Source organism: Arthrobacter sp. 01N444 (assembly GCF_056399305.1).
In genome coordinates this window covers 1-12398 of sequence record NZ_JBFTRB010000016.1, presented here as the reverse complement: position 1 = coordinate 12398, position 12398 = coordinate 1, and the positions used below count along the sequence as shown (strand labels likewise).

Here is a 12398-nt window from a genome sequence, read left to right as displayed (position 1 = left end):
GCCTAGTGTCCATGCCCGGCAACCGGGTATTGCATGCCCGGTGCTACCACCACCAGATACTGCCCGACCGGTAGACACCGCTATGACCTCTATTGTCAGGGGCGGGCAGTGGCGTAAAAACGTCCGGGGACGGACCGAGCGCTGGTGGGCCTCAGGAGCATCTAAACCATGAAGAAATCAATCTATGGCACTGCCGCGCGCCGCGGCGTCACTTTTGCGGCCGTCTCAATTGCAGGCGTCGCCCTGTCCGCCTCGGCCGCGAACGCGGCCGTACCGGCCACAGCCCCTGCCTCCACGTGGGACTCGCTGGCCCAATGCGAAAGTGGCGGGAATTGGGCCACCAACACAGGAAACGGATACGCGGGCGGGCTGCAATTCAGCGCCAGCACGTGGGCGGCCCATGGCGGCACGGGATCTCCGGCCAATGCCAGCCGTGCGCAACAGATCGCCGTCGCCGAGAAAGTGCAGGCCAGCCAGGGCTGGGGCGCGTGGCCAGCCTGCGCGGCCAAGCTGGGACTGCGCGGCGGCGCCGCGGCTCCGCAGAGTGCAGCCACAGCGCAGCGGCCCGCCGCGACTCCCGTCGCAGCCAAGGCCCCCGCCAGATACGCCCCCAAGGCAGCCGTGCCGGCACCCCGCCACGTTGCACCGGTAGCCGTAAGCGGCCAGACCTACACCATCCGGAGCGGCGAAACCCTGAGCACGATCGCCGGGAAGCTCAACATCGCCGGAGGCTGGCACGCGCTGGCCGACGCCAACACGGCGACCATCAGCAACCCCCATCTGGTGTTCCCGGGCCAAGTGCTGCAGCTGCCCGCATAGGGCGGTTACAGCACTTGGCGAACAGCACGACACACAGCACGACGCCGGAGCGATCCCGCAAAGGGGACGCTCCGGCGTCGTGGTGCTTCAGTGAGCCGTGCTGGCTCAGCCGTGCGGGCTCAGGCGGCCTGTGGGATTTCGCGGATAATCCGCACTTTCCAGGCGGCGTCGTCGCTCGTGTCCAGCAGGGCCACCGTGCCCATGGCCAGATGCAGCGCTACCCGTTTCGCGGCGAGGAGCTCAAGGTAAAGGCTTTCGTTCATCCGGGCCGGGGCGTCAATGACGTACTTCACGGCGTCGCGGACTTTGCGGTAGTTGGCGCTCCGCTCCCGGTGAAGGTGCAACTCCAGCATCCGGCGCTGCTTGATCCTGGGCTCGTGGCGGTTCAGCCAGGACACCGCGGCGTGGACGGCTACCACCAGGGTCAGTGAGATGACGTAGATCTCCCAGCCACTCGAGAGCAGGAACAGGGGCAGGTTGGCGATCGCCACCGCGGCGATGAAGAGGCGGAGGGCCACCAGGCGCCGCATGGTGAGGGCCACGCCGGCCATAGCCGCGCGGAATCCGCGCTGCTCGTCGCGGGCGGCAACCGGATCCAGCGTGAATTCCTCCAGCACCACTATCCCGTGGGCGTCGGGGCTGAGCATTTGTCCGTACTTAGGCACGAACGGCGCCGGGGCAACACTTACTGTTGGTGGCTCTGCTTGAAATGGCAACGCAGTAATGGGCACCGCTGACTTAGGCTCTGCTAGAAATGGTTCTGCTGAATAGGGCTCTGCTTGATAAGGCTCTGCTTGATAAGGCATGGGCGTGTCTTCCGTGGCGGCGGGAGTGGTTCATGTTATTTTAGCCGCTCTCCAGCACGCCTGTCTGCCCTGTTCCGTCATGTGAGCACCCTCACCGCCGCGCGCCAGCAATTGGCGCATTTGGTCCGTGGCCTCAAACTGGAGAGATGCAGACTTTCCTCCCCTTCCCTGATTTCCAGCAGAGCGCCGCGGTTTTGGACCGTGTGCGGCTCGGCAAGCAGCGCGTCGAAGCGCTGCAGATCCTGCGTGCGCTGGTGATCCCGGAGTACGGCTGGCAGTCGCACCCGGCGATCAGGATGTGGATGGGGTACGTTCCCGCGCTGACCATGTACGGCCTGGCGATGGTGGATGAATGGACGGCCCGCGGCGGCGAGGACACCATGCGCGAGAAAATCATGGAGTTCGCCCCGCAGGCGGCCCACCCCGACTACGCCGCCAAGATCCCGATGCCGCCATGGCTTGGCAATGCGGATTTCCACCTCAGCCACCGGTCCAGGTTGATCGCCAAGGATCCGCGGTTCTACACAGAGGTATTCCCCGGCACGGACCCGGACCTGGAGTACATCTGGCCCGAACCGAAGCACGAGCTGGTGCCCGAGGATCCAGCCGGGGACCGCATGTGGGTCCTGCGCCTGTCCCTCGGCGATACCGAGCCCGCACAGCTGAAGACTGTCAGCCTGCCGCCTGTTGGCCGCAGCAAGGTCCCCGCGGACGACGACTACCAGTTCGTTTACGCCGACTCAGGCTCGCGCCGTCCCAGCAAGGTGCGCAAGCTGCCCCCGAAGCAGCTCGTCAAGAAGCCCACCCGCAAGCGCCAGCAGCAGGAGGAGGCGTTCACCACCCTGCCCGGCAACTCCGTGGTTGCCATCCCGGTCAACGACGGCGCCGCCTTCGCCGTCGGCAAGGTCCTGGGCCGCCCGATCACGGTTGATGGCCAATTCGCACGCAACTTCCAGGTCGACGAGATCGTGGACCGCTCCGCCTTCGATTACCCTGCCCTGATGCAGGATCCGCGGGCCTTCTTCCCGATCCCGGCGAGGTAGCAGCACACTGGTCAGCAGGTGATGGTTCGTTCCAGCGGTGCTCCGGTCCATGAGCCAACCTGCGCGGACAGAGTAAAGGTGTAGTTCCCTTTGCCGCCCCAGTTGGTCAGGGACTCTTCGCGACCGGCGGTAACCTGCGTCAAAGTCGGCGTTTCGCGGGGCAGCGTTAGTGTTGCCACGTAGCCCGTGGCGCGGTCCACCAGACCAAATCCCGTGAAAGTGATGGTCGCGCCCTTTCCAGCCTTCGTACACTGCAGTGTGCCGTTGACGGATGCCGGGGCCGGGATCTTGTAGGTCCCCACGTTCAAGGCTGCGGTGGCTCGGGCCGTGAAGGTCGCGTATGCCAGCCCGGGAGCGCCCAGCACCAGAGCCGCGGCTACCGGGACGGCCAGCAGTCTGCGCAGACGCACCAGCCAGGCGGCCTTGACCCGGGAGGCTTCCGGTGCGGACTGAGGGGCGTTCACAGTTGCGCTTCCTTTTAGAGCTGGCGATCCAATAGCTCCTACTCTGGCAGTGCAGCTTCAACCCAACGCCACGAAAAACTTCAACGTTTGCTCAAGAAAACCTGTTAGCCTGAATCCACTGTGACCCTTGGGGTTGGTGTCACACACTGTGACGCATGAGGTCAGTGCCGCACAGAGGTCTCATTGTCCTAGAAACTGGGGTTTGGGTGGTTCCGTGACTCAACTACGAGTTGTGGTTGTTGATGACGACGCCGACGTTCGACTGCTGCTGCGCCGAACGCTCGAGATGCAGGGGTTTGCCGTTTTTGAGGCCGCCTGCGGGTCCGACGCGCTGGTGAGCATCCAGGAAAACGGCCCGGACCTGGTGACTCTTGACCTCAATCTTCCCGATCTCGACGGCGTCGAAGTTTGCCGCCGGATGCGCAAATTCTCCGAGGCCTACGTCGTCATGATCACGGCCCGGGCGGACGAGATAGACGAATTGATGGGCCTGGAAACCGGCGCCGACGACTTTATCAGCAAGCCCTTCAGCCCCCGCACCGTCCAGGCCCGGGTGACAGCGGTATTGCGCCGGCACCGGCCAACCCCGCAACGCCCCACCCCGCAGCGTCGGGCTACAGACTTCATGCCTCGCGCAACCGACGCATCGACGGCCGGGACCCACGACGGACCCCGCCGCCGGGCGAGCGACGTTGCGCCTGTCACCGATGCCGTGTCCGCCCCGCACACTCCACCGCGCCGCCGGGCAGGCGACGCAGCGCCCGGCAGCCCTTTCGACTATCCAGCCGTGGCAGCAGGACAAGACCGTCGTTACGACGACGGCGTCGTCCGGCACGGCCCGCTGGTTGTGGAGGCCGAAAGCCGGGCGGCCTCCGTTGACGGCGTCGAACTGGAATTGACGCGCACGGAATTTGACCTGCTGGAAGCCCTGGCGGGGGCGCCGCGGCGAGTCTGGACCAGGAAGGCCCTCCTGACCAAAGTGTGGGGAACCGAATGGCCCATGGACGAGCACCTCGTGGAAGTGCATATCGGCAACCTGCGCAAGAAGCTCGGCGACAAGGGCCGCGACCCGCGGTTCATCCGCACGGTACGCGGCGTGGGCTACCGGATGGCGCCCGCAGAAGGGGTGGCGTAACTGGTCCCGTCACCGTCAGCCCGTATCGCCGCAGAGTCCGGGATGGCCCGGCAATCGGTACTCGCGGAGTATGGCCTGCCCCGCCTCGAGCCGCTCCCTGCCACAACGGGCACCCGCACTCCGGATACGCAGGGTCAACTCCAGAAACTGTTGGTCCTGGCGACCACAATTACCGGTATACCGTTCGGCGCGGTCAACATCATCACTGCAGATCAGCAGCACCACATCGCCGCGGTGGGGATTGACCCAGGCGTGTGTTCCCGCGACGATTCGATGTGCAGCCGGGTCTTCCTCAGCGGCCGGACCACCGTGGTGCCCGACGCTTCGCGGGACCCTCGCTTCCAACACCACCCCTTTGTCACGGGCCAGGCAGCCGCAGTCCGGTTTTATGCTTCAGTCCCTCTCGTCACGGCAGGGGGGGTCGTGCTGGGGTCGTTGTGCCTCTTTTCGCCGTCTCCCGCGGAGCTTACTCCCGGTCAGCAGACGGCGCTGGAAATCATCGCCTCGCAAGTGGTGGAAGTACTCGAACTGCACCACCATGCGCGGATGCTCGCCCGGAGCCTGGAGGACGCCCGCAAGAGCAACGAGCTGCTCGAATCATTTGCTGCCCGCATCAGCCACGACCTGCGCAACCCGCTGACCAGCGTCATCGGCTTCACGGAACTTGGCGAACTGCAGAGGCCTGAAGACGCAGACGAGTTCCGCATTATCGGCAGGACCTCACGCCGGATGCTGGCCATGGTGGACGATCTGCTGTCCTTCTCCAGACTCGGTGGAGCGCTCCAACGGCGCCCGGTGTCCCTCTTGGCTGTAGTCCACGACGTCGAAGAAGACCTTGCCGCCGACCTGTCGGAAGCCGGGGCGGACGTCGAGGTTTCGGACGCGGTCCTGGAAGCCGACGCCGGGCAGTTGCGAGCTCTGCTGCAAAACCTGATACACAACTCCGTGGCCTACCGCCGCCCGGGCATCCCGCCGAGAATCCTGGTCAGCGCCAAGGCTGTTGCCGACGGTGTAGCCGTGCGGGTGACAGACAACGGCAAGGGCATTCCCCCGGAAAAGCGGGGTCATGTGACAGAGCCACTGGCCCGTTTGCACCGCGACGACGACCCGCCCGGTTCCGGATTGGGGCTGGCAACCTGCGCCCGGATCGCGAAGGCCCATGGCGGACGGCTGACCATCAGTTCAGGTCCCGACGGCGGAACCACGGTGTCCGTCCTGCTCCGAGCTTCAGCCCCGGAGGACCCTGCCGGGTGACGGGGTGGGTCGCTCCGTCTGGTCACAATGCCGGGTGAGGGGCATCGAGTCCTCCCGCAACTGGGCCTTCAACAACTCAGGAGTTTGCTGGCATGCTGCGCGAAGTCCGCTGCGTTGGCGTCGAGGACCCCGGCGGCGGCCCGGGCCGCGCCCAAGTCGCCGGCCCGGATGCTCTGTTCCACAGTCCTGCTGTGTCCTTCAAGCTGAACCGCCCCGGCCATCGCCGCCGACGTCGCCACACTAAGGACCGCCGCTAAGGCACCCTCGCTCTTGCCCTCGAGAAGGCTGCGGTGGATGCATGCCAGGCTGTCTGGCAGGCGTTGGACGAAGCGGCCGACGAAGCCGACCGCGGTGGAACGTGAATTCAGTTCAAGAGCCAGCCTGTCGATCCGCCGGGTATCAAGGATGACGCCGGAGCCGGTCATCCCCTGCTCTCTTCAGTACCGGCGGCGGTGGCATCATCTGTGGCTTGGGCATCGGCGGCCAGTGTTTCGGTGGCCACTGTTTCGGTGGCCACCGCAGCGGGCTTCTTCCAGATCGCCGTCAGCACGACGACAACGAGCAGGGCAGACGCGCCGTAGAGGAGCACGGACTGGACTAGGGGCTGACGCAAGGCCCTGATGACGTCACCAAGGTAGGGCACGACGCCCGCCTCCGTGTAGACGTAGTCCTCGGACAGCACGGCAACCCACGGGTCGGCTCCGGAGTTCGCGTCTCCCTTGGTGGTCACGGACGTCGCGCCGGCGTCGCGTTTGATGCTGGCCACCCGGTGGGTCTCAATCCGGTGATCGTCAATGGGGATGCTGTAGGTGATGACGTCGCCAACCTTTAACTCGGAGACCGGCGTCTTCACGCTGACAACGACGTCCCCCGGGTTGATCCCCGGCGACATGCTCCCGGTCAGCATGGTGGACGTCTGGTAGCTCAGGAAGCGCGGCCCGACGGCGAGAAAGAGGAAAACCAATGCGGCGACGACGAGGAGGATCGTAAAGAAAGCTCGTCCGGCCACGGCACCAGCCTTGGACGCCGGCCGTCGGGTGCGGGCGGGGGCCGGTTCGGCCCGGCGTCGTCCGCGGCTCTGAGGCGCAGGGTCTTGGACGGCAGCATCCGGAACGGTGCCGTCCGCCACCAGGTGGTCGACGGAATCCCTGGAATTTGCGGTGATTGCTGTACTCACGGGACCTTTCCTCCTGCCGGTGTGGATAGTGCGGGCAAAGCCGGGTGCTCAGTCGGGCCGAGACCTGGCCGGACTGAGCACCCGAGAATCGCTACTTGCTGGCGCCGCCGGCGCGCTGTGCGGCGTCGAAGACGAAGTTGATGGTGCTGGTCAGTCCCTGGAACGTGTTATCAGCACCATTGGGAACGGAGAGCGTGACGCGGAGGTTGTCGGCCTGCTTGGCAGTCAGGGAGGCGAGGCCAAGCATCGGCATATTCGCCCCGACCACGGCCCGGGACGACATGACAACCGTGGTGTTGGCGGGGGCGCAAGTGTAGGTGAACGAGGGCGAAGTGCCGGTTTCAGCCCACGGCACTTTGCAGGCATCAACCTTGATCTGCAAGCCGTTGGTGGTGTCGGAGTCCAGCTTAGAGGACGGTGTGGCGGTGGTGGTGAGAGTAATTGCGGCCAGGTCCTGGTCACCGCTGTTGGTCAATGTCACTGCACGCTGGATGGTGTCACCCGGAATCGCACCTGAGGCCGGAATGGTGAGTCGGTTGTTGGCTGCGCCGGCGGTTCCGACCTCAAACTTTACCGTGCCTGAACTGACAGCGGCGGAGGCCGAGGTGCTGGTCGTGAAGCCACCGTAGGTGCCCATCCCGGCCACGCCGGCAGCTGCGGCGAGGAGGGCGGCGGAAGCCAGGACCTTGCTGGACGTGGAGTTGAGGTTGAGACCCATTGGAGATTCCGTTTCGTGGAGCCGGCCGTGGCGGGCCGGGCGACGTATGTAGCATCCGCCAGCCCCCTGGCTGACCTTTACAACAATGCCCGGCCCAGCTCAAGGCAAGGCTTCAGCGGGCGACAAGATCAGTTCAAGTTTTCCTCAAGCCTGTCCGCGGCGCTTCCCGAAGGCTGGCAGACTGGCTTCATGACTGTTCTGCTGGCCGGTTGCGGCGATCTTGGCACCGAGGCCGGGCTGCGTTTCGCGGCGGCTGGCCACCGCGTGGTGGGGTGGCGTCGCTCGCCGGAGAAACTCCCGGCCGCCATCGAGGGAGTCGCCGCCGACCTGGGCTCCGCTGAGCTGCCGCCCATCCCGGCGGACACCACCGCCGTCGTCGTCGCGATTGCCGCGGATTCCCCGACTGAGGAGGCGTACCGTGCCGCCTACGTGGACGGGCTGTCGAACGTCCTGGACGCGGTCCTCGCCTCCGGGGCAAACGTCCGCAGGGTCCTGTTTGTGTCCTCGACCGCCGTCTACGGAGATGCCGGCGGCGGCTGGATTGATGAAGGCACGACGCCGGAACCCGGCGGGTTCTCGGGCCGCATCATCCGCGAAGCGGAGGAACTCCTCCACAGCCGCCTGCGCGGCACCGGCATCACCCCCGTAGTGCTGCGGCTCGGCGGAATCTACGGCCCCGGCCGGACGCGATTGATCGACCAGGTGCGCGGCGGAACCGCGGTCATTCCTGCCGCGTCGCGTTTCACCAACCGGATCCACCGCGACGACGCCGCCGCCGCGATCGTCCATCTGTGCACCATGGGCACGGTTCCGGCGGCGGTCTATCTGGGCGTGGATAATCAACCGGCCGAACTCGGCGACGTGCTGGAATTCCTGGCCGCGGAACTGGGACTCCCTGCGCCGGCGGCAGAGTCCACTGGTACCGCGGGTGCGGCGGCGGGCGGCACCACCGACGCTTCGGCGTCGGGCGGCAAAGCGGCGGGCGGCACCACCGGCACATCGGCGTCGGGCGGCAAAGCGACGGGCGGCGAACCCTCCCGGGGCGGAAATAAGCGGGCCAGCAACGGGCTGCTACGCAGCACCGGTTTCGAGTTTCAATACCCCAGTTTCCGAGAAGGCTACCGAGCCGTTCTCGCCGGTATCGGCGCCCGGCACCCCTAAAGTTTGAATCTCACCGCCCACTTCTCTGAGGGGAACCATGGATTTTCAGCACATTATCGAGTCGGTCGGGGGCTTCATGGACTTCGCCGGTGTGGCCGTCATGGTGGTCGGCGCCCTCGTCTCTATCCCCTTGGCGCTGCGCGGATTCCAGCCGGAACGCCAGCCGGCGGGCTCCGCACCGCTCTCCGTGTACCGCTCCTACCGGCAACTGCTGGGCCGCTCCATCCTCCTCGGGCTCGAGCTGCTCGTCGCGGCCGACATCATCCGTTCGGTCGCCGTCGCGCCGACCTTCGAGGGCGTCGGCGTGCTGGCCATAATTGTGCTCATCCGGACCTTCCTGAGCTTCTCGCTCGAGCTGGAAATCACCGGACGCTGGCCCTGGCAGACTCAGCGCGAGGGATCACCTGACTCTTCCGCGGCAGGCTGAAACCCTTCCGGCTGGCACGGTGCCCCGCTAGGCTCGCGGCATGACAGACCACGCGCGTTCCCGTGCCTCCAAAGCCACCGAGCTGCTCCGTCTCCACCACGCACCGGAAATTCTCCAACTCGTCAACGTCTGGGACGCGATCACCGCGAAGGTGGTTGCCGGCGTTCCGGGGACCAAGGCATTGGCCACGGCCAGTCACTCCATCGCTGCGTCGCGCGGGTACGAAGACGGCGAGAACATTCCGGTGGACGAAATGATCGCCGCCGTCGGGGTGATTGCCGCCGCCACGTCGCTGCCCGTCAGTGCTGATCTCGAAGCGGGCTACGGCAATCCCGGCGAAACTGTTCGCAAGGCGATTGGCGTCGGCGCTGTCGGAGCCAACATCGAGGACCAGATGCGCCCGCTCGCCGACGCCGTTGAACAGATGAGCGCTGTAATCCGCGCCGCCGAGGCCGAGGGCATCGACTTCGTCCTCAACGCCCGCACCGACGCCTTCTTGAAGGGCAAGGACCGGGACCCTTCTGCGGTGCTTGCGGACGCCATTGAGCGCGGCCGGGCCTTCCTCGACGTCGGTGCGACCGCGGTGTTCGTGCCGGGCCTGCTGGACGAGCCGACTGTCACCGCGTTGGTGGAAGGCATTGGGTGGAACAAGATCTCGGTCATCAATGTGCCCGGATCCCTGGCACCGGCCAAATTGCAGGAACTTGGCGTGGCGCGCATTTCCTACGGCCCGTGGACCCAGCGCGTGGCGCTGACAGCGTTGGCCGATGCGACGGCGGCAGTATTGGCCGGTGGAGCCCTTCCGGAAGGCACCCGGGCATTGAACTGACCCTGCTTCCGCGGACCTTGGCCGATGCCAAGTGACCCCGGCTGCCGTCCGATTCTCATGATGCCGACCGGCTCGTGTCCTGCCGACCTACGACCCTGCCGACCGAAGGGAGCTGTTCCGATTGGGCGTTGATCCTTGGCCGGCTGCACCCGAGCTTCCGGCGCCAATCATCATGGACCAGCGGTGGTTGGATGCCGTCTTCCTGCACTGGCGCATTCCTGAGGCAGTGGCGGCGCGATTCATGCCACCGGGCGTCGCGCCGGATGTGTTCGACGGGTCCGCCTGGGTGGGGCTAATCGGCTTTCGTATGCAGGGTGCCGGAGTTGGTCGCGGTCCCGGCATCCCCTATTTCGGAAGCTTCAACGAGATCAACGTGCGCCTCTACTCCCGCGAGCCGGACGGCACCCGTGGTGTCGTCTTCCGGAGCCTGGATGCTTCACGCTTGGCGGTGGTGCTGGCCGCGCGGGCGGCCGGGATACCTTATGTGTGGTCGCGGGCGAGCTACGTGGGTGCCGATGGATTTACCGGATCGGCGTCGGCTGGGTATTCCGTGCGACGCTTTCGAGGCGGCACCCGGAGCGATTTCTCGGTCGTCCCAGAGCCCGACGTCGCAGCCACCGACGCGCTGTCGATCCACCTCACGGCGCGGTTCGGTCTGCATTCACAGTTCAGGGGCAGGACCATCTATGTGCCCAACACGCACAGTGCATGGCCGCTGTACCGCGCGCAGCTGTTCGGCCTTGAGGACCAACTCGTGCGCGCCGCGGGAATCGAAGTGGCCGGGCCACCCGAATCCGTACTTTTCTCGCCCGGAGTTCACACGCAGTTTGGCCGCCCACGGGTCCTGCACAGCACGATGTGAAACCTGCCTGATCGCCCGTCGATCCGTGGGCAGGTGGCGCCGCGGTCTCAGAGTGATCACGCACGGTGCCCTCCTAAAATTATCGGAGCCCTCAAATAGACTCGAGCCATGGAAGCCGTCAGGGATTTCATCAGGGATTTCACCGCCTGCGGGGACGAGGCGCAGGGCACGGACCGGGGCGCAACCCCGGTCCGTCAATCCGGTATGGACGCCGCCCTGGCCGCGCTCCGGGCGGTGGGTTCGACGGCGGTGGAGGATGCGGGGTCGTGGGGCTTCAGGGCCGCGTCGGACTTCGCCGGCAGCGTGGAGGAAGTCTCCCGCGCGGTGGAGTATCTGCAGCTCGTCGCGGCCGCCGCCGTGGACCGGACCAGGAAGCAGTCCGCCGCCACGGCCACGGGGGCTGTAACGGGGGCGGTCACCGGGTGGACCACCGGCTGGCGTGAGAGCCCCGCCGGGTGGCAGACCGGCGCACCCGGAACCGCGGAACCCGCCGGCGCCTCCCTGGCCTCGGCTCCCGCCGGCAGGCCTGTTGGGGCGGTTCCCTCCGGCACCTCCTTGTCCTCGGCGCCCGCCGGCAGGTCCGTTGCGGCGGCTCCCGCCGGAACGGACGTGCCGGAGGGCGAGCCGGCGGTGCCCGAATCGGTGCTGGATGACGGTTACCGGAACGCCACAGATTTTTTGCGGGCGCGGCTGCGGATCAGCGCCGCGGAGGCCAGGCGCCGGCTGGCGCTGGCCGACTCGCTGCTGCCCCGGCAGGGACTCGCCGGCCGGCCCATCCCGCCCGTGCACCCGGAGCTCGGAGCCGCCGTCGCGGCCGGCGAGGTCGCCTCCCGCGCCGCGACCGTCATCACGCTCGCCCTGGACCGGGTCCGGCACAGCTGCCTCCCGGAGGCCGTCGCGGCGATGGAGCACGCCCTGACCCGCACCGCGGCCGGGAACGACGCCGACTTCCTGGCCCGGGTCAGCCGCAGCTGGGCCGAGGCACTGGACCAGGACGGCGCCGAACCCTCCGAGGAACTGCTCCGCCAGCTCCAGGGCGCCTTCCTCCGCAAACCCCGGCACGGCCTGCAGCACCTGGAAATCTTCGCCACCACGGACCAGTTCGAACACCTGATCACCGTGATGAACACCGCCACCAACCCCCGCACCGGCCCCGACACCGGCCAGGGCACCCCCACCGGCAACACGGCGCAGGCCCGACCGGGCGAGGGCGGGGCGGGCGAGGGTGGGGCGGCGGCGGAGGGGGAAGCCGCCGGGTACAGCCCTGACGTCATTGAATCCGCCGGCGGCACGAGTGCTGCCGGCGTTGGCGCTCCCGGGGCCGTCCGGGCCAATACCGGCCCGGCGGATGCGCCCTGCGCGGCTGACGATTCCGCCACGGCCGAAGAGGACGCCTCGCGAGAGGACCCCGCGCTGCCGTCCCTGGACCTCCGCTCCCGGCCGCAGAAGCTGCTCGACGGCCTGGTCGGCGCGTGCAAAGCAGCCCTCGCCACCGGAGGGCTACCCGCCGCGGGCGGGCTCCGGCCCCAGGTCATGGCCACCATCGACTACCGGGACCTGCTCACCCGGCTCGGGACGACTCCCGCCGAAGCAGGCACCCCTGCCAACACCGCACAGCACGGCACCGGAACCAGGCACGGCACCGGGACGCTGCTGTTCACCGGCCCCGTCACCACAGGCACCATCCGCAAGCTCGCCTGCGA

The 12398-nt window shown here is 67.0% G+C and carries 14 protein-coding genes; 9 read left to right on the top strand and 5 right to left on the bottom strand.

Annotated elements, in window-relative coordinates; all coding sequences use genetic code 11:
• The first annotated feature begins 168 nt into the window (after positions 1-168).
• The gene (locus AC1DKN_RS16220; RefSeq protein ID WP_476857479.1) at positions 169-819 is read left to right on the top strand and encodes a transglycosylase family protein; all 651 of its coding nucleotides are present in this window, start codon (positions 169-171) and stop codon (positions 817-819) included.
• Between the two features lie 119 nt (positions 820-938).
• Here AC1DKN_RS16220 and AC1DKN_RS16215 read toward each other — a convergent pair whose 3' ends face one another.
• Entirely contained in the window at positions 939-1466 is a 528-nt protein-coding gene (locus tag AC1DKN_RS16215; protein ID WP_084476203.1) for a hypothetical protein, read from the bottom strand.
• Between the two features lie 305 nt (positions 1467-1771).
• Between AC1DKN_RS16215 and AC1DKN_RS16210 the strand changes: the two genes are divergently transcribed.
• Positions 1772-2668, top strand: a complete 897-nt coding sequence (locus tag AC1DKN_RS16210) for an MSMEG_6728 family protein (protein ID WP_476871871.1) — start codon at positions 1772-1774, stop codon at positions 2666-2668.
• An 11-nt stretch (positions 2669-2679) separates the two neighbouring features.
• On the opposite strand, the gene AC1DKN_RS16205 is transcribed toward AC1DKN_RS16210, so the two are convergent.
• Complete coding sequence (locus AC1DKN_RS16205) at positions 2680-3132, bottom strand: hypothetical protein (protein ID WP_476871870.1); 453 nt, start codon at positions 3130-3132, stop codon at positions 2680-2682.
• Positions 3133-3346: 214 nt separating this feature from the next.
• Here AC1DKN_RS16205 and AC1DKN_RS16200 point away from each other — a divergent pair, with 214 nt between their 5' ends.
• The gene (locus tag AC1DKN_RS16200; RefSeq protein WP_476871869.1) at positions 3347-4267 is read left to right on the top strand and encodes a response regulator transcription factor; all 921 of its coding nucleotides are present in this window, start codon (positions 3347-3349) and stop codon (positions 4265-4267) included.
• A 42-nt stretch (positions 4268-4309) separates the two neighbouring features.
• The gene (locus AC1DKN_RS16195; RefSeq protein ID WP_476871868.1) at positions 4310-5521 is read left to right on the top strand and encodes a sensor histidine kinase; all 1212 of its coding nucleotides are present in this window, start codon (positions 4310-4312) and stop codon (positions 5519-5521) included.
• 68 nt (positions 5522-5589) lie between these two features.
• On the opposite strand, the gene AC1DKN_RS16190 is transcribed toward AC1DKN_RS16195, so the two are convergent.
• The 3 genes from AC1DKN_RS16190 to AC1DKN_RS16180 all read right to left on the bottom strand — a co-directional run bounded on the left by AC1DKN_RS16190 (position 5590) and on the right by AC1DKN_RS16180 (position 7416).
• Positions 5590-5946, bottom strand: coding sequence for a hypothetical protein (locus AC1DKN_RS16190; protein WP_476871867.1), 357 nt, complete (start codon positions 5944-5946; stop codon positions 5590-5592).
• Entirely contained in the window at positions 5943-6698 is a 756-nt protein-coding gene (locus AC1DKN_RS16185; RefSeq protein WP_476871866.1) for a signal peptidase I, read from the bottom strand. The genes AC1DKN_RS16190 and AC1DKN_RS16185 overlap by 4 nt, the downstream gene beginning before the upstream one ends.
• A 91-nt stretch (positions 6699-6789) precedes the next feature.
• Positions 6790-7416, bottom strand: a complete 627-nt coding sequence (locus tag AC1DKN_RS16180) for a TasA family protein (RefSeq protein ID WP_476859725.1) — start codon at positions 7414-7416, stop codon at positions 6790-6792.
• 189 nt (positions 7417-7605) lie between these two features.
• Here AC1DKN_RS16180 and AC1DKN_RS16175 point away from each other — a divergent pair, with 189 nt between their 5' ends.
• From AC1DKN_RS16175 to AC1DKN_RS16155, 5 genes are all read left to right on the top strand, one after another.
• Positions 7606-8577, top strand: coding sequence for an SDR family oxidoreductase (locus AC1DKN_RS16175; protein ID WP_476871865.1), 972 nt, complete (start codon positions 7606-7608; stop codon positions 8575-8577).
• Positions 8578-8614: 37 nt separating this feature from the next.
• A complete protein-coding gene (locus AC1DKN_RS16170; RefSeq protein WP_476851652.1) occupies positions 8615-9004 on the top strand; it encodes a DUF1622 domain-containing protein in 390 nt (129 codons plus the stop codon).
• 40 nt (positions 9005-9044) lie between these two features.
• Positions 9045-9833, top strand: a complete 789-nt coding sequence (locus tag AC1DKN_RS16165) for an isocitrate lyase/PEP mutase family protein (RefSeq protein WP_476871864.1) — start codon at positions 9045-9047, stop codon at positions 9831-9833.
• A gap of 172 nt (positions 9834-10005) precedes the next feature.
• Complete coding sequence (locus AC1DKN_RS16160) at positions 10006-10695, top strand: YqjF family protein (protein ID WP_476871931.1); 690 nt, start codon at positions 10006-10008, stop codon at positions 10693-10695.
• Positions 10696-10803: 108 nt separating this feature from the next.
• A partial coding sequence (locus AC1DKN_RS16155; RefSeq protein ID WP_476871863.1) for a DUF222 domain-containing protein occupies positions 10804-12398 on the top strand: 1595 nt, incomplete at its 3' end.

What these genes read in the sequence shown, in the direction of transcription:
- AC1DKN_RS16220 (WP_476857479.1), top strand. Translation starts at nt 169, where the DNA reads ATGAAGAAATCAATCTATGGCACTGCCGCGCGCCGCGGCGTCACTTTT.
- AC1DKN_RS16210 (WP_476871871.1), top strand. Translation starts at nt 1,772, where the DNA reads ATGCAGACTTTCCTCCCCTTCCCTGATTTCCAGCAGAGCGCCGCGGTT.
- AC1DKN_RS16170 (WP_476851652.1), top strand. Translation starts at nt 8,615, where the DNA reads ATGGATTTTCAGCACATTATCGAGTCGGTCGGGGGCTTCATGGACTTC.
- AC1DKN_RS16190 (WP_476871867.1), bottom strand. Translation starts at nt 5,946, where the DNA reads ATGACCGGCTCCGGCGTCATCCTTGATACCCGGCGGATCGACAGGCTG.
- AC1DKN_RS16215 (WP_084476203.1), bottom strand. Translation starts at nt 1,466, where the DNA reads ATGCTCAGCCCCGACGCCCACGGGATAGTGGTGCTGGAGGAATTCACG.
- AC1DKN_RS16160 (WP_476871931.1), top strand. Translation starts at nt 10,006, where the DNA reads ATGGACCAGCGGTGGTTGGATGCCGTCTTCCTGCACTGGCGCATTCCT.
- AC1DKN_RS16180 (WP_476859725.1), bottom strand. Translation starts at nt 7,416, where the DNA reads ATGGGTCTCAACCTCAACTCCACGTCCAGCAAGGTCCTGGCTTCCGCC.
- AC1DKN_RS16195 (WP_476871868.1), top strand. Translation starts at nt 4,310, where the DNA reads ATGGCCCGGCAATCGGTACTCGCGGAGTATGGCCTGCCCCGCCTCGAG.
- AC1DKN_RS16165 (WP_476871864.1), top strand. Translation starts at nt 9,045, where the DNA reads ATGACAGACCACGCGCGTTCCCGTGCCTCCAAAGCCACCGAGCTGCTC.
- AC1DKN_RS16175 (WP_476871865.1), top strand. Translation starts at nt 7,606, where the DNA reads ATGACTGTTCTGCTGGCCGGTTGCGGCGATCTTGGCACCGAGGCCGGG.